The sequence below is a fragment of the Kiloniella sp. genome, assembly GCF_048270245.1.
In the GTDB taxonomy this organism is placed as follows: Bacteria; Pseudomonadota; Alphaproteobacteria; order Kiloniellales; family Kiloniellaceae; genus Kiloniella.
Genome location: NZ_JBLWTH010000003.1, coordinates 276,042 through 295,355 on the forward strand (window position 1 = coordinate 276,042; position 19,314 = coordinate 295,355).

Sequence of the window (19,314 nt, forward strand, 5' to 3'; positions counted from 1 at the left end):
CCTAAGGCTTTGTGACCTTGTGTCAGAAAAACACTACATAATTTTCTGCTTGGACAAGCAGAAAATGGTCTGAAAATCAGGCGTCCAGCGCCCGACAGTCGTCAATGCTCCATCCCACAGGAATGGTATCGCCTTGAACGAGACCCTTCTTGTCAGATGCATTTGGAACTTTGACGATAAAATCATCATGGCCACAAACGTTCATGCGAACGCGAATGTGGTCACCAAGATAAATAACTTCTTCGGCTTTGCCCGAGAACATGTTCTGACACTGCCCTTCGACAGGGTTTAAGAAAACCCGTTCAGGTCGCAGAGACAATGTCGTGCCTTTTCCAGCACCATCGGTATTAATATCTAGGGCTTTCACACGGTCCCCGTTATCAAGAACAACCTCACAGATACCATCAGCAAGCGCGTCAACCCGACCTGTCAACTTGTTATTCTCACCGATAAACTGGGCAACAAACGCATTTTCAGGCTTTTCGTATAGCTCTGTCGGCGGCGCCAGTTGCTGAATACGACCATCTTCGAACACAGCAATTCGGTTTGACATCGTCAGTGCTTCGGATTGATCGTGCGTCACATATACGACAGTAACACCCAAACGATCATGAATATGCTTGATTTCATACTGCATCTGTTCACGCAGGTTTTTATCAAGCGCACCAAGAGGCTCATCCATCAAGACAAGATCAGGCTCAAAAACCAATGCACGAGCCACAGCAACACGCTGTTGCTGACCACCGGATAATTGCGCCGGGCGTCGGTTACCGAATTCCCCCAGTTCAACCATATCCAATGCACGTTGGACTTTTTCTTCGACGTCGGCCTTACTCATTTTCCGCACTTGCAGTGGAAAAGCCAAGTTTTCAGCAACGGTCATATGCGGGAACAATGCATAGTTCTGGAAAACCATACCGATGCCACGCTTATGCGGCGCAACATTATTAATAGAACGCCCGTTTAGATAAATATCACCATGAGTCGCGGTTTCAAAACCGGCAAGCATCATCAAAGAAGTTGTTTTACCGGACCCGGAAGGGCCCAACATTGTTAGAAATTCGCCCCTGGGTATGTCGACGTTAAGGTCTTTAACAACCAGATTTACGCCGTCATAACTCTTTTGGACCCCATCAAAGCGTACATACGCTTCACTAGATGCGGGATTCGCCATAGCGCCTATTGCCTCGCTACCTGTTTATTTTTTTTACGCCGTATGCGCATTTTTTATACACACACATTAGAGACATTAATTTCAGATGAATCAAGCACTCACAAAAAAAAGTTGTGCCTGTTCAAATAAATAAACATCACTTTGATTAATTATTATGGTTGGATTTCTTTATCGACTTGCGGACCAAGTCATGCCTCCCATCTTCAGCACGAATAAATATCATGCCTTTATTTATTATACTGAACGGCTCTGAAAAAATGTATTTCAGCGCTATATCCTTCTTGAAGAGGATTATTAACAATTCAGTTTATGCCCTTACCACAATTACGATGACTCACGAACTTAACACTGTCATGAATAGATGTGACATTAACATGAACGATTGAGACATAATGACTTATTTTTCACCCAAATACGACATTATCATCTTTAAAATCGACAATTCTCAAAATTTAATTTACCGCTCACTCGTCTATACAACCAAGGAAAATCAACGCAAACACCCCTTTGTAATGACTGCAAACCTATTCAAACTTCGGGGATAACTTTACCAGGGTTCATCAATCCTTTGGGATCTAAGGCCTGTTTAATTTTACGCATCACCGCAACAGCATTATCACCATGCTCTTTTACCAGATACTTCTTTTTCCCCAGACCAACACCGTGCTCTCCAGTACAGGTTCCTCCAAAGGAAATCGCCATATCGACCATGGCCTGATTAACGCGACTGGCTCTCTCCATTTCGTCTTGGCTTGCCGGATCAACAATGAATAACACATGAAAGTTACCATCCCCCACATGACCAATAATCGGGGCAATAAGCCCTGCGTCATCAATCAGCTTGCGCGTATTTAAAATACATTCAGATAGTTTGGAAACTGGCACACAGACGTCTGTTGGCCACCCCTCACAATCAGACCGCAGATTAATGCCCGCATAATAAGCATCATGCCGCGCTTGCCATAACTTGTTGCGATCTTCCTGCTTGGATGCCCATTGAAAATCACCGCCACCATATTCTTTGACAATTTCACCAACCAGTTCAGCCTGCTCAACAACCCCGTTTTCAGTTCCGTGAAATTCAAAAAAGAGAGTCGGCACCACAGGATAGGATAATTTGGAGTACCGGTTAACAGCATCCATTTGCACATCATCTAAAAGTTCTATCCGGGCCACAGGAATCCCTGTTTGAACGATCAGCATAACCGCGCCTACAGCCGATTCAAGATTTGGGAAAGAGCAAACAGCCGATGAAATTGCTTCCGGTATACCATACAACCTTAATTGTAATTCTGTGATAATCCCTAATGTTCCCTCGGATCCAACCATAAGCCGCGTCAAATCATATCCAGCAGAAGATTTTCGCGCGCGCCCACCTGTGCGCATGATCTCCCCATCCGGCAAAACGACCGTTAACCCAAGAACATTGTCTCGCATTGTACCGTACCGCACAGCATTCGTACCCGACGCGCGCGTCGCAGCCATTCCACCCAAGGACGCATCAGCACCAGGATCAATTGGGAAAAACAACCCCATATCCCGTAAATGATGATTAATTTGCTTACGGGTTACCCCAGCTTGAACACGGCAATCCAAGTCTTCGTCACTGACATCAAGAATACTCGCCATTTCGGAAAGATCTATGCACACTCCGCCAGCCACAGCAGCAACATGTCCTTCCAAAGATGTCCCCGCGCCAAAAGGCACCACAGGACATTCGTGCTCATAGCAGAGCTTCATAATGGCAGAAACTTCTTCCGTGGACCGAACGAAAGCAACAGCCTCTGGTGGCATTGCAGGATGATGAGATTCGCCCTTTCCATGTCGTTCACAAATCGCAGTCGAAAGATTTAGTCGATCGCCTAATATTTCAACTAAAGAAGCTTTCAAACCATCGTTGAGACGTACTGTATTCCTCATCCAAACACCTGCGACATCATAAAAATTGAGTTTTTTTAAGCACCAGTCTAAAAATAAACACGCTGGACTAACACTATGGGATAGCTACCCTATCATGGATAAAAATAACCAACCAGCCGACAATAATATTTATGTGTATTTCAGAAAGATAAGAGCCCCCTTGCGAGAAACCGAGCTTTACCCACCGATAAAGTCATACCTTGAAAATCAGGGATATGAAGTAAAATCTGAGATTAAGGGGTGCGATGTCATCGCCGTTCGTGGCAGTGAGGCACCTGTAATTGTCGAGTTAAAAACAAGCTTTAACCTAACACTCCTCTTCCAGGGCATTGATCGACAAGCTTTGAGTGAAGACGTCTATATGGCCTTTGCCATTCCCCACAAGCTAAAGAGAACCAATCCATGGTTCCGTCAGCAAAAAGATATCATCAAATTATGTCGCCGCTTAGGGTTGGGCCTTATCACGGTACGTATGGGCGAAAACCAACCAACTGATATACAGGTTCACGTTGATCCCGGTCCTTATCAACCACGTAAAAACAACCGAAGGCAGGGATTACTTCTTCAAGAATTTGAACGCAGAGTTGGCGATCCTAACGAAGGCGGAACAAACAAACGCCCTATCATTACAGCCTATCGTCAAGATACCCTTCGCTGCGCGAGTTATCTGAATCAACAGCAAAAAGCAAAGGTCGCAGACATCAAAAAAAATACGCTCGTCGAAAAAACAGCTGCAATACTACAACGTGATGTGTATGGCTGGTTCATACGGGTTGAAAGAGGGATATACCAGCTTTCCCCCAAAGGTCATGAAGCCATTACAGAATATGATGATATTATAAAGAGTCTCAAAAAATAATCACAGCCCCTTACTTTCTTCTACTAAGCCCCCCCCTATCACCAAGTCTTGTTTACCCATGCTTCACGGGTACATGATATAATTTCGCAGATAAGTTATCAAAAGAATATCCTTGCCACACGAATGCCCTATTACCCCTATAGGAATGAGGCATGAAGTATTTTTTAAGATCATTACGACGCCTTACAGTCGTCTTATTGCTGTTACTTATTGGCCCCGGACTTGTTATTCTTACAGGTGAGGTGGACCTTAACACCCCCTGGAACAAAGCAAATCGCGACAGAGCGGGCATCGCACCCGATCCAAACTCCACCTCGGAAGCTATCGTGCAGGTTTATGGCGCACGCACCTATAACTGGCGTGGTGCATTTGCCGTCCATACCTGGCTTGCGTTTAAAGAGGAAAATGCCCGTGAGTACACCCGCCTGGAAGTGATCGGCTGGCGTCATTACAGGGGAATGCCTGTTACTTCTGTATCAACGGGCTGGCCAGATAGAAATTGGTTTGGGTCCAAGCCGGAAATTTATTATGACCTTCGCGGCAAGCAGGCCGCTGAAATTATCCCCCAAATTAAAAAAGCCGCCAAGACATACCGCTTCGCCGACAGATACGAAGCTTGGCCCGGGCCAAATTCCAATACCTTTACCGCCCATGTTATCAGACAAATTCCAGCTTTGAATGTCGATCTGCCACCAACCGCAATCGGCAAGGATTATCTTGATGAAGATGATAACTTCTACGCTGCAGCACCAAGCAATACAGGGTTACAGCTTTCCCTTTACGGAATGGCAGGCATCACACTCGCCAAAGCGGAAGGTCTAGAAATCAATATCTTGGGATTAAACTTTGGCATAGACCCTGATAATATCGCCCTGCGCTTGCCCGGGATCGGTAAAGTCGGCTTTATAGAAAGCTCCTCTGCTGCTCCATCGCAAAAATGATAAAAAGTCCTGTTACAAATATCTGACCAAGAAATAGACGCTATCACTTCGCACTAGCCTGCCACTGCTTTAGTCTCCTTTCCTAGGGTCGGGGATTGACTCTCAAGTACTGGCAAGCTAGTGCAAAAGAGATATATTATAGTAAGTTTCCGATATCCTTCGCGTAAGGATAAGCCGTTTCTAAACACAAAGGCAAAATAAGCATACAATGAGTATTTGGGGAAAGATTGTTGGTGGAGCAGCTGGCTTCCTAGTTGGTGGACCTATCGGTGCATTTCTGGGTGCCATGGCCGGGCACGCGGTTGACCGCATGCGGTCGGAAACTGACGAAGACGGCACAAACAGCACAAAACAAATCACCTTTACAATCGGTGTGATCGTACTCGGCGCCAAAATGGCCAAAGCCGACGGGGTTGTCACCAAAGACGAGGTTGCCGCCTTTAAACAGGTATTTCGTATTCCCCCGGAAGAAATGAAAAATGTTGGCCGCCTTTTTGACCGTGCCAGACAAGATTCGGAAGGTTTTGAACCTTACGCAAATCAGATTGGGCGGACATTCAAAGATAATCCGGCGGTTTTGGAAGAGCTTTTGAACGGACTGTTCCACATTGCAAAAGCTGATGGCAATGTTTCCCCCGAAGAAATCACCTACCTTCAACGTGTCGCGGAGATTTTTGGCTTTAGCGAGGCTCAATGGGATCGCTTGCACGCCTCAAACGTTGGCGCGGACAAATCAGATCCCTATAAAATTTTGGGCGTTACCCGCGAAAGCAGTGACCAAGATATAAAATCGGCACACCGTAAACTTGTTATCGAAAACCATCCTGACAAGCTTGTTGCTCAGGGTATGCCACAGGAATTCGTTGATCTCGCAAATGAAAAACTTGCCGCGATCAATGCCGCTTACGATCAAATCAAACAACTCAGAAATTAAGAATTTAAAACAAAATGGCGCCTCCTTCTCATCTTGTCGCTCTCAATAGCGCCGGATTGCGTTTTGGTACAAAAACGCTCTTTCAAGACCTTACCTTTGGCTTAGCCCGTGGTGAAAAAGCCTGTTTGGTTGGCAGAAACGGAACAGGTAAATCCACACTACTGAAAATCATGTCCGGCCAGCAAGAACTCGACGAAGGCCAACGTTTTATTCAGCCGGGCGTAACCGTCGCTTATCTTCCACAAGATCCGGTTTTCAATCAGGACGAAGCCGTCTTTGAGCATGTAAAAGCTGGCTTGCGCCCTGATGTCGGGGAAGCAGACTATCTTGTCGATGCTATGCTTGATCACGTCAAACTTCCCGGTGACAGAAAATTAACAGGGTTATCCGGTGGTGAAGGACGTCGCGCAGCACTGGCGCGAGCCCTTATAAGTGATCCCGAAGTCCTCTTGATGGATGAACCAACCAACCATTTAGATTTACCGACAATCCAATGGCTAGAAGAAGAACTTAAAAACTTCCGCGGCGCCCTGATGGTTATCAGCCATGACAGAGCTTTCCTTAACCACCTCACCCGTCAAACATTTTGGTTGGACCGTGGCACCATTCACCGTCTTGGCAAAGGCTTCGAACATTACGAAGCTTGGGCTGAAGAAATGCGCGAAAACGAGGAACAGGAATTCCACCGCCTTAAACGTAAAATTGTTCGTGAAGAACATTGGCTCCAGCGCGGCGTGACCGGACGACGTAAACGTAACATGGGTCGCCTACGGAATTTACAGGATCTCCGCCAAAAGCGCGCAGAGTGGATGAAAGGTCCGGGCACAGCCAAGCTTCAAGTTGAAACACTTGATACTGGCGGCGACAAAGTCATCACCGCAGAAAACATCAGCAAATCCTATCCGCTGGCGGGTGGCGGCACCCGCGAAATTATCAAAGATTTTAGCACCAAAGTTAAACGCGGCGATCGGATCGGCATTGTTGGCCCCAATGGTGCCGGAAAGTCCACTCTCGTCAAAATGCTGGTTGAAAAGATAGAACCAGATACGGGCAAGGTCGATCTGGGCACAAACCTGACCATGCTCTATTTTGATCAAAAGCGTGAAGATCTTGATCCAAACAGCACCCTTTGGGAAACTATGTCCCCCGGAGGCGGTGATTCCATCATGGTACGCGGGCAACAAAAGCATGTTGTCAGCTACCTAAAAGACTTCCTGTTCGACGATGGTCAGGTTCGCCAACCCGTTTACACACTTTCAGGTGGTGAAAAGAACCGCCTGTTACTTGCCCGTATGTTTGCCCAGGCAAGTAACTTGTTGATCCTCGATGAACCGACCAACGATCTGGATATGGATACTCTTGATCTATTGGTTGAGGTACTTGATGAATATGATGGTACGCTTTTACTCGTAAGCCATGATCGTGATTTTCTCGACCGATTGGCCACCGCCATTTATGCGGTTGAAGGCGATGGTACCGTTATCGAATATGCTGGGGGCTATAGTGACTATCGTGCACAAAAAGCACTGAGTAATAGCGGGACAGGCGCACCAGAAGCAGCACCAGCAAAATCCAAGGCATCGAAAAAAGAGAACACGCCACGGGCAAAGTCTTCAGCAAAGCTCGGATACAAAGAACAACGCGAATTGGACTCTCTGCCAGGCTTGATCGAAAAGCTAACGGAACAATCAGAAAAGCTTCAAGCGGAAATGGCTGACCCCGAACTCTACAGCAAAAAGCCCGAGCGCTTTCAAGAAGCCAGTAAGCTTCTGGAAAAAACACAAAACGATCTGGAAGCATCCGAAGAACGCTGGTTAGAGTTGGAAGAAAAGCAAGAAAACCTCAAGGCCGGAAATCTTTAGAATTATTAGAGTCTCCGAGTTATATAAGGGGATCATCATCAAGGATAAAGAAGCTGTCATGGAACAGGTTGATTGTGTAGTTATTGGCGCTGGTGTTGTCGGCATGGCCTGTGCACGTGCGTTGGCACTATCCGGACGCGAAGTTATCGTCATCGAAAAAGAGTCCATGCCCGGGTCCGAGATTTCAGCCCGAAACAGCGGTGTCATTCATGCTGGTATTTACTACCCCCATAACAGCTTAAAAGCTGAACTCTGTGTCAAAGGTAAAGAACTTCTCTATCAATATTGTCAGGGCCACGCCGTACCGTACAACAACTGTGGCAAACTGATTGTTGCGACGACAACTTCTGAAGAAAAAACACTGGAAGACATCAAACAACGGGCGATTAGAAACGGGGTTGATGATCTATGCTATCTATCAGCTTCAGAAATAAAAGATCGAGAACCCGAGCTTCATGCGACCAAAGCTCTCTACTCCCCTTCGACAGGTATTGTTGACGTACATAATCTTATTCTGGCTTTTCAGGGCGATCTGGAAAATCACGGGGGCATGATTGCTTTTAACACACCTGTAACTGGTGGTGACGTCAGTAATCACAGGATCATCCTTCATACCGGCGGCGAAAGCCCTATGGCGCTTCAGGCAAAAACAGTTATAAATGCTGCGGGCCTGCATGCCCCTACCCTAGCTGCAAGCCTTACCCATTTTCCAAAAGACTGTGTTCCCGCCCTTTTTTATGCAAAGGGCAACTATTTCAGTCTTAGCGGCAAGGCACCCTTTTCAAATCTGATATACCCCGTTCCCGAAGCTGCCGGTTTGGGTGTCCATGTCACCCTAGACATGGAAGGTCAAATCAGATTTGGGCCCGACGTAGAATGGGTTGAAACCCTTGACTACGAAGTATCATCCGACAGGTCCAAACCCTTTTACGAGGCAATCCGGCGGTACTGGCCTGACCTAAAAGACGGAACCTTAACACCAGACTATTCTGGCATCCGACCCAAGCTTCAGGCACCGGGTGATCCTGCCGTTGACTTTGTCATTCAGGACAACAAAACGCATGGCATCCCCGGCCTAACAAACCTCTTTGGGATTGAGTCTCCGGGATTGACCGCCTCTCTGGCCATTGCCGAGAAGGTTCAGACACTTAGTTCCTAAGAAAGAGGTATCGATTTCAGTGTTCGCCAACATAGGTTTTGCAAGCATGTCTCTGCCTTCTAGATCGAAATGAAATCCGCCCAAATCATAAGGCTTGCTGCCTCTCTGTTTCGCAGAGAAGCATTGCAAAAACAGAGACAACAGTCGATTTTTTCTCATAGCAACAAAACTCCGTAACAGACAAAAGTCTGATTTTCTAATTTCTCTCAATAGTTAAGTTTACCAGACATTGTTTTTCAAACTGGAATTTGTCATACTTGAATGAGATTTTCTCATAGGAACGCCAATGCGACGACAACTTCCACCTCTTAATGCGCTCAAAGCTTTCGAAGCCGCAGCTAGACGACTGAGCTTTACCGATGCCGCTGATGAGTTGAACGTTACGCAAGGCGCAATAAGCCGACAGATAAAAACACTGGAAGATTACTATCAAATTCAACTTTTTGAACGGGAACATCGTGGACTGAATCTAACCGATGGCGGTAAAAAACTTCTTCCTGTTTTAAGTGATGTCTTTGATCGCGTTCATGTCATATCCGAAGAACTAACAGGCACATCCGAAGAGCTAACCATCAAAGTCTTCCCTTCATTTGCAGTAAGGTGGCTTATCCCACGGCTATCACAATTTCAGGCACAGGAACCCGATATCAATATCCGCCTGACCACTGCCTGGCATGCCGTAGATTTTGATCGAGAAACCTTTGACGCAGGTATTGTCCATAGTCACTGCATGCCAACGGGCCTTCACACAACAGCAATTACCAACGAGTGGATGACACCTGTGTGCTCACCCTCATTGCTCGACAAGCTTTCTAACCCTAAAGACCCCAACTCACTTAACGAAGTCATGCTATTGCACTGTAGCAGCACCGCCAAAAGTGAAGCAAAAGGAACCTCTGAAAATGAATATCGGGAATGGGCTCAATGGGGGCAAGAAGCACAAGCAAAATTACTTAACACAAATAGCGGAGAGGCTTTTGACACCACAGACAGCGCCCTACAAGCCGCAGCAATGGGATACGGCGTTGCGTTAGGTGATTTAATGATGATAGAGGATGACTTGGCTTCTGAGCGACTGATCATGCCGTTTCCAGATCTCGTTTCCCTTATTGGCCGTTATTATATTGTCAGCCCCAAGAATAAAGCCAACAAACCAGCCTTGAGAAAATTCAGGCAATGGTTGCTCTCTGTCACCGAAAATATCGTTACTAACAACCCAATCCTGAAAGAACTGGAATCACACCCGAACAGGCTGCACACGCCAGAACCGGAAAGTGCGCTATGAAAATTAATCAAACCTACCGCTCTCCCAATTTCGGCCCTCGTCCGAAAACTGCCGATATAAATATGCTCCTGCTACACTATACTGGCATGCAAACCGGGAAGGAGGCCCTTGAGCGTCTGTGTGATAGTGCAGCACAGGTCAGTGCCCACTATTTAATAGAGGAAGATGGAGAGATCTTTCAGCTTGTTCCAGAAGAACATCGCGCCTGGCACGCTGGACTTGCCTACTGGCATGGCGAGACAGATATCAATAGCTGCTCGATTGGCATAGAAATCGTTAATCCCGGACATGAATGGGGGTACAGACCTTTTCCCACGGCTCAAATGAAAGCTGTTGCTGCGCTCAGTAAGGAAATTTTAGAGCGCCATTCTATTCCTGCATTTAGAACATTGGCGCACTCAGACGTCGCCCCGGAACGCAAAGAGGACCCCGGTGAGCTGTTTGATTGGGCATACCTCGCAAAACAAGGCATTGGCGCTTACCCTGATGGAACAGCACAAAACACCCCCATTGCAGAAGATGATTTTCTTTTAAAACTCGGCGAGTACGGCTATCAAGTGGACATGAAAAATCCAACAGGATCAGCAACAAAAGCTGCCATCATCTCTTTCCAAAGGCACTTTCGGCCAAGCAAATTAAACGGGGAAATTGACCCGGAATGCTGTCAAATTCTTACAGATCTTTATTCACAACTTGACGACAGCTGAGAAGCCGCCTAACTGTAGCGCGTCAGACGGTCCGACAGGCTGCTCTTTCTGGCAGGCTTTGCCTGAACCGGAAAGGGAGGAAAGTCCGGGCTCCACGGGAATACGGTGCCGGGTAACGCCCGGCGGGGGCGACCCTAGGGAAAGTGCCACAGAAAGCAAACCACCTGTAGGGCGCAATCCTTTATGGGCTGTGACAAGCAGGTAAGGGTGAAAGGGTGTGGTAAGAGCACACCGCGCGGCCAGAAATGGAAGCGGCATGGTAAACCCCACCGGGAGCAAAACTAAATAGGGTCGGCAGGTTCACAAAACTTTGTTTTGAGGAATCAGGTGTTTTTCCGCACCGTCGACCGGGTCAGTTGCGAGAGGTGCTCAGCGATGGGCATCCCAGATGAATAGCCTTCCGTTGTCACGGGCTTTGGCTTTGTGGCAAGCGACAAAACCCGGCTTATGACCGTCTGACATATTTATTTTTTCTATCCACACGATTGCCCTACAAATTACAACTCTGGATTTACGACTCCCGCTTTCTGTCAACCAAAGTTGTCCAAACCTCAATTTCATCAATAAAATCAAACTCTGAACCCTTTTATCATTGCCCATGAAAATGAAAAATTAACCATTTAAAATAAGCAATTAACTATGTTTTAACTATACTTCAGCACAACTCCAAACCATTGACACCCACCTTATCCCATGATATCCCAGAATATCCCATTTGTGATCAGAAACGACCCATTTCAGACCAAATCGGGAACAGGGCAAGTCAAGAACGCAGGGGTGCGTTCTTAGATAGACCAATATCGGTCAATTCATTTTGAGGCGGAATCAGTGACCTTTTTTATAGGTACATTTGAAAACAAGGTAGACAAAAAGGGCCGCGTGTCGGTTCCGGCTACCTTTCGCCAAATGCTCGCCGACCAACCCTTTCAAGGAATTGTTATTTTTCGTTCCTATCGTGCCGATGCCCTAGAAGCAGCTGGTATGGATTTTATGCGTCGCCTCCATAAAAGTATGAGCTCCAACCTGGACCTGTTCTCTGATGAGCACGATGATCTTGCCACAGCCATCCTTGCTGACTCTCACCAACTTTCATTTGATGGTGATGGACGTATTCTTTTGCCGCCCGCGCTGATAGCCCATGCCCAAATCAGCGATCGTGCAGCTTTTGTCGGCAAAGGTGACCTTTTCCAAGTCTGGAATCCAGCAACACTGGAACAGAAAAAACAGGAAGCCCGAGATCGCGCAAAAGCCCAAAAGCTGACGATTACACTTGATAGAGAAGGAGAAAACGGATGACCCCTCTTTTTTCCCCTCTCTCTATAAAAGGTCTAGTTTTCAGTTCAGAAGGCCCGTCCTCATCCGGCCCAGGCCTGAATGCCCAGCAAGACGGGCATTACTCTGTCATGCTGCCGGAAATCATCGCTGCCCTGACCCCGCAGGACAACGAAGTGTTTGTGGATGGCACCTTTGGTGCCGGCGGGTATAGTCGTGCAATTGCCCAACAAGCCGATTGTAAAGTCTTCGGCATAGATCGGGATCCTACGGCGCACGAAAATGCGAAAAAGCTTCCCGAAGTGATTGCCGGCAAAGTTTCAACACTTGCGGGCTGTTTTGGCGACATGCAACCCTTATTAAAACAGGCCGGTATCAACAAAGTTGATGGCATAGCACTGGATCTCGGTGTTTCTTCCATGCAGTTGGATCAAGCAGAGCGCGGCTTTTCTTTTCAGGAAGACGGTCCGCTTGATATGCGCATGGACGGCCCTAACTCTGATCGACGTCCGCCTGCGTCTCATATCGTAAACACATACGACGAAAAAGAGATCGCGGACATTCTGTATAAATACGGCGAAGAGAAAAAATCACGCCTGATTGCACGGGCAATTGTGACAGATCGAGTTGAGAAACCTTTTGAAACGACACTACAGCTCGCAGACCTCATTCGTCGCATCATCAGACAAAAACCCAGAAAAGATGGCAAAAACATCCATCCCGCAACCCGCTCTTTTCAAGCCTTGCGCATTTTTGTTAATGACGAATTGGGTGAACTGGAACGTGGGCTAGAAGCCGCAGAACAGCTACTAAATCCCGGCGGCCGATTGGCAATCGTATCTTTTCATTCTCTCGAAGATCGTATCGTAAAAAAATTTTTACGCGAACGCAGTGGGGGGACGCCGCAGGGCTCCCGTCATTCTCCGACGGTTGAGCCCGCGGCGCTGCGTAAGGCCCCCTTCACCCTGCCGACAAAAAAAGCCATCGCACCCAGCGATAAAGAATGTAACGAAAACCCTCGTTCTCGTTCAGCCAAACTCCGCGTAGCAATTCGTACGGATGCCCCTTGCACACAAGGAGAAGCCGCATGAAAAACCTCGGCCTTACAATCTGGATTGTCGTTGGTACTGCCTGTGCAATCGTGCTTTTTCAAATCAAAGAAGAAGTAAATGCCCTTGAAGGACAATTGGCACAGGTAGAATCCCAGATCGAAAGAGATAAAGAAGCTATTCGTATTCTGCAGGCAGAGTGGAGCTATTTGAACCGTCCAGAGCGATTGGCCCGTCTGTCTTCTCAATATCTAGAACTCAAACCGCTTGATCCGGCGCAGATCGTTACATTGTCCGATATTCCTTATAAAGATCAGGAAGAGACACCTGGTACCAGCATCAAATTACCAAGCTCAGCAACCCCCGCCAGTGCAGAGGTGACAGAATGAGCGATTGGCGAGAAGATAACAAACAAGGTCGCCTGACCAATCTGAACAATCCCAAAACGCCCAAGGCAGTTATTACACTGGATGGTCGTTTACGTCAGGCCCTTGAAACCGGACGTACCAGATTGATTGTTGCTGGCGCCTTGATGGCGATGGCCTTTATGGTCATCTCTATCCGATTAGTCGATTTGACCCTTTTACAAGGCACAAAAACGAACACTAAAACAGCACAGGAAATTGACGAAGCACCCCCTGTTCAAACGACCCGCGCAGATATTGTTGATCGTAACGGCATTGTTTTGGCAACAACGCTTCCAACGGCATCACTGTATGCTGAGCCAAGAAAAATTCCAAACCCGGAAGCCGCGACAAGAGTTCTTGCAGATATACTCCCAGAACTTTCCCAAGATAAACTGCTGAAAAAACTATCATCAAATCGTGGCTTTATCTGGATCAAACGAAATCTCACGCCACGTCAACAATATGCCATTAACAACCTTGGCATTCCCGGACTAGAGTTCGAACAGGAACAACGCCGTTTTTATCCCCATGGCAGCCTTGGCGCTCATGTTATTGGCTTTACTAATGTCGACAACAAAGGCCTCGCTGGCATCGAACGCTCATTTGACCGAGTGTTACGCGAACACCCAGAGCCAATTCAGTTGAGCCTGGATCTACGCGTTCAACATATACTGCGCGAAGAAATGGCCCGCTCTATGAAAGAGTTCAGTGCCATTGGTGCCGCGGGCATTGTCATGGATGCAAACACTGGGGAAATAGTTTCTTCTGTATCACTCCCCAGCTTTGACCCCAGTAATCCGGGAACGGCGTCAGATGACGCACGTTTTAACCGCGCCACTTTGGGTATCTATGAAATGGGGTCAACGTTTAAACTACTGACCTCTGCAATGGCTCTGGATGAAGGCGTTGCCTCTGTCTATGACGGCTATGACGTTAGCAAACCCATCCGCGTATCTCGTTTTACCATTAACGATTACAAGCCCTTGAAACGTTGGTTGTCGGTACCCGAAATTCTTATCTATTCCAGTAACATCGGCACAGTCCAAATGGCGATGGAAGTTGGAACAGAGGGACAACGTAAATATCTGTCGAACTTTGGCCTTTTGCGTCCAGCATCCGTCGAAATCAGCGAAGTTGGTACACCATTGGTTCCGTCACCTTGGCGTGAAATCAACACCATGACTATCTCTTATGGGCACGGCATTGCTGTAAGCCCACTACAACTAAGCTCAGCAATTTCCAGTCTGGTAAATGGTGGCACATTAAAGCCCGCAACCTTCATCAAGCGCGCCAAGGATGATGCTCCCCTCGGGCGTCGTATCCTGAGTGAAAAAACGTCAGATTATATGCGTGATTTAATGCGGCTTGTTGTTTTACATGGTTCAGGTAAAAACGCCAACGCCAAGGGATACCTTGTCGGCGGAAAAACAGGTACCGCAGACAAACTAAGAGGTGGGCGTTACGTAAAAAATTCACGTGTATCCTCTTTTGTTGCAGCATTCCCGATGAACAATCCCCGCTATGTTGTTTATGTCATGGTGGATGAGCCCAAAGGCACAAAAAAAACATATGGATTTGCAACGGGTGGCTGGGTCGCAGCACCTGTTGTTAAACGCGTTATTGAAAGAATGGCTCCCCTTATGGGTATAGAGCCAGCGTATATTGAAGACGCAGATAACGTAGGTAATACAATTTTGAAAAAGGCCAAGGCCCGCATGGAAGGACGTAAGATTGCGGCTAGATGAACTGTTGTCGAAAATACCGGAAGAATTTCGTCCCTCATGCAGTGATGACAACAGGGAAATAACAGGACTTTGTCTCGATAGTCGAAAAATAAAAGAGAGTTCTCTTTTTGCAGCTCTTCCTTCTTCTGTAGAGAACGGCCCCGACGGTTTTGATTTCATCCCTCAGGCTATAGCGTCTGGGGCAACAGCAATTCTTGTTTCTGTTGAAAAAGATACTGCTGCTTATGAAACAAAAATAGCCGTACTGAAAAGCAAAAATCCACGACAAGCAATTTCATTGTTGGCCGCTGCATTTAGTGAAAAACAGCCTGAAACCCTGGTTGCAATTACCGGCACCAATGGCAAGACATCCATTGCCACTTTTACTCGCCAGATTTGGGAAGCACTTGACAAAAAGGCAGCCAGCCTTGGCACCCTTGGTATTTACCCCCCTATTCCAAACGCGCCAGCAGCCTTAACAACACCTGACTCTATTGGTCTTTTCAATAGCCTCAAAGATCTTTGCGATCTTGGCTACAACCATCTGGCTTTGGAAGCATCCAGCCACGGCTTGGACCAATACCGTCTTGATGGTCTGCGTTTGAAGGCAGCAGCTTTTAGCAACCTCTCACAGGATCATCTGGATTATCATCCCAACATGGCCAGCTATCTGGATGCAAAACTAAGGCTGTTCAGCGATCTATTGCCGAACGGGGCAACTGCTGTTCTCAACAAAGACATGCCGGAATACGAACGTATTGCAAAAGTTTGTGCCGCCAGAAATCATACGATTATCAGCTATGGACATAAAGCTAGTGACCTGCAAGTCGTAAAACAAAGCCCAACAGCAGACGGTCAGGATCTAACCCTGTCTCTCTTTGGTGAAATTCACCAGATCACCTTGCCTTTAACGGGTAGCTTTCAGGCAGCTAACATCATGGCCGCGGTTGGCCTAACCCTTGCCTGTGGCGCGGACCTGCAACAGGTACTGAAAATCTTACCAAATCTAAAGGGTGTTCCCGGCCGCGCGGAAAAAATTGGCAAAACAGCCAAGGGCGGAACGGTTTATGTGGATTTTGCCCACACACCAGATGCTGTTGCAACTATCATTCAAGCACTGCGCCCACACACAACTGGCAAGCTTTCCATAATTGTTGGCTGTGGCGGTGATCGCGATCCCGGAAAACGTCCCCTTATGGGCGGGATTGCAGATAAGCTAGCTGATCAAGCTTACATTACAGACGACAACCCTAGAACAGAAGATCCCGCAACCATTCGTGCACAAGCAATGGCTGCGGCCCCCAATGCCATTGAAGTAGATGATCGCAAAAAAGCCATTTTCAAGGCTGTTTCAGCTCTTAATAACGGCGATCTCCTTATTATTGCCGGAAAGGGTCATGAAAGCGGCCAAATTATCGGCGATAAAGTTCTTCCCTTTGATGATCGCATTGTTGCTAAAGAAGCAATAAATCATACGTTAGAAACCCGGAATACAGGAGGTCCTGATTATGCGTGAAGTATTGTGGACAGCCGCAGATGCAGCAAGTGCAACGGGTGGAGAAAACTCACATGACTGGCAGGCAACAGGTTTATCCCTAAACACCAGAAGTCTGGAAAAAGGCGATCTGTTTTTTGCCCTGCAAGGTCCGAACTTTGACGGACATGATTATGTCGCCAAGGCTTTTGAAGAAGGTGCTTCTGCCGCGGTTGTACAGCGCCGTCCCGAACGCCTGTCAGATAATGCACCTCTTTTAATCGTTGACGATACGCTTGGCGCCCTCAATAGATTTGGGGCTGCGGCTCGGGCAAACAGCACTGCTAAATTCATTGGCGTCACAGGATCGGTTGGTAAAACTACCATCAAAGAAATCCTGCGACATTGCCTAAGCCAACAAGCAGAAACCGCCGCCAGCGCCGCAAGCTTCAACAATCATTGGGGCGTACCGCTCAGCTTGGCCAGGATGCAGCGAAATGCAGTCTATGCAGTCAACGAAATGGGCATGAACAGCACAGGTGAAATTCGGGAATTAACCAAATTGGTTCGCCCCGATGTTGCGATTATCAGTACAATCGAAGCTGCACACTTTGAGTTCTTTAAATCTCTCGAAGAAATTGCTGAAGCAAAGTGCGAAATATTCGAAGCAATGACTTCTGATGGTGTTGCAATACTAAACCGTGACCATGCGCTTTTTGATCTTATGGCCGAACGAGCACAGGCAAACGGCATCACAAATATTATCAGTTTCGGCGAACACCCCAAAGCACAGGCAAGATTGATCGGATATGAACTATTCGCTGAATACAGTCGGGTTCAAGCAGATATTTGCGGTACTATTATCGACTATACAATTTCCAATCCCGGCTTTCACTGGATACTAAACAGCTTGGCAGCCCTAGCCGCAATTGACGCTGTTGGTGCCGATGTTCAGAAAGCAGCTGCCGATCTAAGCACGGTTCATGGGTTGCCCGGAAGAGGCGAAAAGTCTGTACAGCAACTTGCAAACGGCAAACATTTCGAACTTATCGACGACAGCTATAACGCCAACCCAGCATCAGTAAGAGCCAGCTTAAATGTTCTTGCAAATGCCGCTCCTGATAAGAAGGGGCGGAGGGTCGCTGTTCTCGGTGATATGTTGGAACTTGGTAAAAATGCAAAGAAAATACACGCGGACCTGGCAGGACCCATTAATGATTCAGGTATAGATCTCGTATTTACTTGCGGAGAGTACATGAAAGCCTTACACGAGGCCCTGCCCTCGGAATTACGCGGTGCTCACACAAAAAATTCACAAGAATTAGCCGTCGTTCTGGCCACGGAACTTCAGGCCGATGACGTTGTATCAGTCAAAGGATCATTGGGAAGTAAGATGTCCGTGATTATAGAAGCTCTGAAGTCTTTATCTAAGCAAAACGATGGAGGTGAAGAGTAATGTTGTATGAAATATTCCTGCCATTGGCTGACGACTATTCATTATTTAATGTTTTTCGCTACATTACCTTCAGAAGTGGCGGGGCTGTTCTGACTGCCCTTCTTATTTCTTTTATCTTTGGTCCCAAAATCATTCGTTGGCTTAAAGTCAAACAAGGTGAAGGCCAACCTATCAGGGATGATGGGCCTGAAAGCCATCTGTTGACAAAAAAGGGAACCCCGACAATGGGGGGCGCACTCATACTGCTGGCGCTATCTGTTTCTACCCTGCTTTGGGCAAACCTAAGTAATCCGTTTATTTGGATCATTCTGCTCGTGACCATCGGCTTCGGTCTTATTGGCTTTGGTGATGACTACCTTAAACTAACCAAACGCAATACCAAAGGACTTCCCGGTAAAGCCAAATTACTTGCACAAGTCCTGATCTCTGTGCTTGCAGCAACAGGTACCATGGCTGTCAGTCCGCCGGAGATGGGAACCCATCTTGCGATCCCGTTTTTCAAAGAACTGATGGTAAACCTTGGCCTTTTCTATGTTCCTTTTGCTGTTTTTGTCATGGTCGGCGCATCGAATGCAGTGAACCTCACCGATGGCCTTGATGGTTTGGCAACTGTGCCAGTGATGATCGCAGGGGCCTGTTTTGGTCTGATATCGTACCTTGTCGGCAATACTATTTTTGCTGAATACCTACAGATTTCCTATGTGCCCGGCACAGGCGAATTGACCGTTTTCTGTGGGGCGCTAGTTGGTGCATGTCTTGGCTTCCTCTGGTTTAATGCGCCCCCAGCTATGGTCTTTATGGGCGATACCGGCTCTCTAAGTATGGGCGGCGCACTGGGAACCATTGCTGTTATCACCAAACACGAAATCGTTCTGTCCATTATTGGCGGCCTTTTTGTCTTGGAAACCATTTCAGTGATTGTCCAAGTCGCTTCGTACAAAACGACGGGTAAACGTGTTTTTCGAATGGCGCCCCTGCACCATCACTTTGAAAAGAAGGGCTGGGCGGAACCAACCGTGGTTATCCGTTTCTGGATTATCTCTATGATCCTTGCCCTCATCGGCCTAGCCACATTGAAACTTAGATAAGAA

General features: G+C 47.2%; 16 protein-coding genes and 1 other RNA gene. 15 read left to right on the plus strand and 2 right to left on the minus strand.

The genetic code is table 11. The features are described 5' to 3' along the window. Positions 1 to 76: 76 nt before the first annotated feature. On the minus strand, positions 77 to 1,174 hold the full coding sequence (locus ACN0W5_RS09030) for an ABC transporter ATP-binding protein (RefSeq protein ID WP_417453815.1): 1,098 nt from the start codon (positions 1,172 to 1,174) through the stop codon (positions 77 to 79). Between the two features lie 528 nt (positions 1,175 to 1,702). Further along, the gene (locus tag ACN0W5_RS09035) at positions 1,703 to 3,094 is read right to left on the minus strand and encodes an FAD-binding oxidoreductase (RefSeq protein ID WP_417453816.1); all 1,392 of its coding nucleotides are present in this window, start codon (positions 3,092 to 3,094) and stop codon (positions 1,703 to 1,705) included. Positions 3,095 to 3,188: 94 nt separating this feature from the next. Between ACN0W5_RS09035 and ACN0W5_RS09040 the strand changes: the two genes are divergently transcribed. The 15 genes from ACN0W5_RS09040 (at position 3,189) to mraY (ending at position 19,311) form a co-directional block, all read left to right on the plus strand. Beyond that, positions 3,189 to 3,953 (plus strand): DUF2161 domain-containing phosphodiesterase, encoded by a 765-nt coding sequence (locus ACN0W5_RS09040; RefSeq protein ID WP_417453817.1) that lies wholly within the window; start codon positions 3,189 to 3,191, stop codon positions 3,951 to 3,953. Between the two features lie 152 nt (positions 3,954 to 4,105). Then, positions 4,106 to 4,894, plus strand: coding sequence for a DUF3750 domain-containing protein (locus tag ACN0W5_RS09045; RefSeq protein WP_417453818.1), 789 nt, complete (start codon positions 4,106 to 4,108; stop codon positions 4,892 to 4,894). Between the two features lie 208 nt (positions 4,895 to 5,102). Continuing rightward, complete coding sequence (locus tag ACN0W5_RS09050) at positions 5,103 to 5,828, plus strand: TerB family tellurite resistance protein (RefSeq protein WP_417432569.1); 726 nt, start codon at positions 5,103 to 5,105, stop codon at positions 5,826 to 5,828. 14 nt (positions 5,829 to 5,842) lie between these two features. Beyond that, complete coding sequence (locus ACN0W5_RS09055) at positions 5,843 to 7,690, plus strand: ATP-binding cassette domain-containing protein (RefSeq protein WP_417453819.1); 1,848 nt, start codon at positions 5,843 to 5,845, stop codon at positions 7,688 to 7,690. A gap of 58 nt (positions 7,691 to 7,748) precedes the next feature. Further along, the gene (locus ACN0W5_RS09060; RefSeq protein WP_417453820.1) at positions 7,749 to 8,849 is read left to right on the plus strand and encodes an NAD(P)/FAD-dependent oxidoreductase; all 1,101 of its coding nucleotides are present in this window, start codon (positions 7,749 to 7,751) and stop codon (positions 8,847 to 8,849) included. 286 nt (positions 8,850 to 9,135) lie between these two features. After that, positions 9,136 to 10,134: a transcriptional regulator GcvA gene (gene gcvA / locus ACN0W5_RS09065; RefSeq protein WP_417453821.1), complete on the plus strand. Its 999-nt coding sequence runs from the start codon at positions 9,136 to 9,138 to the stop codon at positions 10,132 to 10,134. Continuing rightward, a complete protein-coding gene (locus ACN0W5_RS09070; RefSeq protein ID WP_417453822.1) occupies positions 10,131 to 10,841 on the plus strand; it encodes an N-acetylmuramoyl-L-alanine amidase in 711 nt (236 codons plus the stop codon). The genes gcvA and ACN0W5_RS09070 overlap by 4 nt, the downstream gene beginning before the upstream one ends. 22 nt (positions 10,842 to 10,863) lie before the next feature. Beyond that, an RNA gene (rnpB, locus tag ACN0W5_RS09075) (RNase P RNA component class A) lies at positions 10,864 to 11,304 on the plus strand. Between the two features lie 365 nt (positions 11,305 to 11,669). After that, positions 11,670 to 12,137: a division/cell wall cluster transcriptional repressor MraZ gene (locus ACN0W5_RS09080; RefSeq protein WP_046503083.1), complete on the plus strand. Its 468-nt coding sequence runs from the start codon at positions 11,670 to 11,672 to the stop codon at positions 12,135 to 12,137. Beyond that, positions 12,134 to 13,204: a 16S rRNA (cytosine(1402)-N(4))-methyltransferase RsmH gene (rsmH, locus tag ACN0W5_RS09085; RefSeq protein WP_417453823.1), complete on the plus strand. Its 1,071-nt coding sequence runs from the start codon at positions 12,134 to 12,136 to the stop codon at positions 13,202 to 13,204. The genes ACN0W5_RS09080 and rsmH overlap by 4 nt, the downstream gene beginning before the upstream one ends. Then, positions 13,201 to 13,551 (plus strand): cell division protein FtsL, encoded by a 351-nt coding sequence (gene ftsL / locus ACN0W5_RS09090; RefSeq protein ID WP_299376683.1) that lies wholly within the window; start codon positions 13,201 to 13,203, stop codon positions 13,549 to 13,551. The genes rsmH and ftsL overlap by 4 nt, the downstream gene beginning before the upstream one ends. Next, complete coding sequence (locus ACN0W5_RS09095) at positions 13,548 to 15,314, plus strand: peptidoglycan D,D-transpeptidase FtsI family protein (protein ID WP_299376686.1); 1,767 nt, start codon at positions 13,548 to 13,550, stop codon at positions 15,312 to 15,314. Before ftsL ends, ACN0W5_RS09095 begins: the two co-directional genes overlap by 4 nt. Beyond that, positions 15,301 to 16,809, plus strand: a complete 1,509-nt coding sequence (locus ACN0W5_RS09100; RefSeq protein WP_417453824.1) for a UDP-N-acetylmuramoyl-L-alanyl-D-glutamate--2,6-diaminopimelate ligase — start codon at positions 15,301 to 15,303, stop codon at positions 16,807 to 16,809. Before ACN0W5_RS09095 ends, ACN0W5_RS09100 begins: the two co-directional genes overlap by 14 nt. After that, the gene (locus ACN0W5_RS09105) at positions 16,802 to 18,223 is read left to right on the plus strand and encodes a UDP-N-acetylmuramoyl-tripeptide--D-alanyl-D-alanine ligase (protein WP_417453825.1); all 1,422 of its coding nucleotides are present in this window, start codon (positions 16,802 to 16,804) and stop codon (positions 18,221 to 18,223) included. Before ACN0W5_RS09100 ends, ACN0W5_RS09105 begins: the two co-directional genes overlap by 8 nt. Then, a complete protein-coding gene (gene mraY, locus ACN0W5_RS09110) occupies positions 18,223 to 19,311 on the plus strand; it encodes a phospho-N-acetylmuramoyl-pentapeptide-transferase (protein WP_417453826.1) in 1,089 nt (362 codons plus the stop codon). Before ACN0W5_RS09105 ends, mraY begins: the two co-directional genes overlap by 1 nt. The last annotated feature ends 3 nt before the right edge of the window (positions 19,312 to 19,314 follow it).

What these genes read in the sequence shown, in the direction of transcription:
- ACN0W5_RS09030 (WP_417453815.1), bottom strand. Translation starts at nt 1,174, where the DNA reads ATGGCGAATCCCGCATCTAGTGAAGCGTATGTACGCTTTGATGGGGTC.
- ACN0W5_RS09035 (WP_417453816.1), bottom strand. Translation starts at nt 3,094, where the DNA reads ATGAGGAATACAGTACGTCTCAACGATGGTTTGAAAGCTTCTTTAGTT.
- ACN0W5_RS09040 (WP_417453817.1), top strand. Translation starts at nt 3,189, where the DNA reads ATGGATAAAAATAACCAACCAGCCGACAATAATATTTATGTGTATTTC.
- ACN0W5_RS09045 (WP_417453818.1), top strand. Translation starts at nt 4,106, where the DNA reads ATGAAGTATTTTTTAAGATCATTACGACGCCTTACAGTCGTCTTATTG.
- ACN0W5_RS09050 (WP_417432569.1), top strand. Translation starts at nt 5,103, where the DNA reads ATGAGTATTTGGGGAAAGATTGTTGGTGGAGCAGCTGGCTTCCTAGTT.
- ACN0W5_RS09055 (WP_417453819.1), top strand. Translation starts at nt 5,843, where the DNA reads ATGGCGCCTCCTTCTCATCTTGTCGCTCTCAATAGCGCCGGATTGCGT.
- ACN0W5_RS09060 (WP_417453820.1), top strand. Translation starts at nt 7,749, where the DNA reads ATGGAACAGGTTGATTGTGTAGTTATTGGCGCTGGTGTTGTCGGCATG.
- gcvA (WP_417453821.1), top strand. Translation starts at nt 9,136, where the DNA reads ATGCGACGACAACTTCCACCTCTTAATGCGCTCAAAGCTTTCGAAGCC.
- ACN0W5_RS09070 (WP_417453822.1), top strand. Translation starts at nt 10,131, where the DNA reads ATGAAAATTAATCAAACCTACCGCTCTCCCAATTTCGGCCCTCGTCCG.
- rsmH (WP_417453823.1), top strand. Translation starts at nt 12,134, where the DNA reads ATGACCCCTCTTTTTTCCCCTCTCTCTATAAAAGGTCTAGTTTTCAGT.
- ftsL (WP_299376683.1), top strand. Translation starts at nt 13,201, where the DNA reads ATGAAAAACCTCGGCCTTACAATCTGGATTGTCGTTGGTACTGCCTGT.
- ACN0W5_RS09095 (WP_299376686.1), top strand. Translation starts at nt 13,548, where the DNA reads ATGAGCGATTGGCGAGAAGATAACAAACAAGGTCGCCTGACCAATCTG.
- ACN0W5_RS09105 (WP_417453825.1), top strand. Translation starts at nt 16,802, where the DNA reads ATGCGTGAAGTATTGTGGACAGCCGCAGATGCAGCAAGTGCAACGGGT.
- mraY (WP_417453826.1), top strand. Translation starts at nt 18,223, where the DNA reads ATGTTGTATGAAATATTCCTGCCATTGGCTGACGACTATTCATTATTT.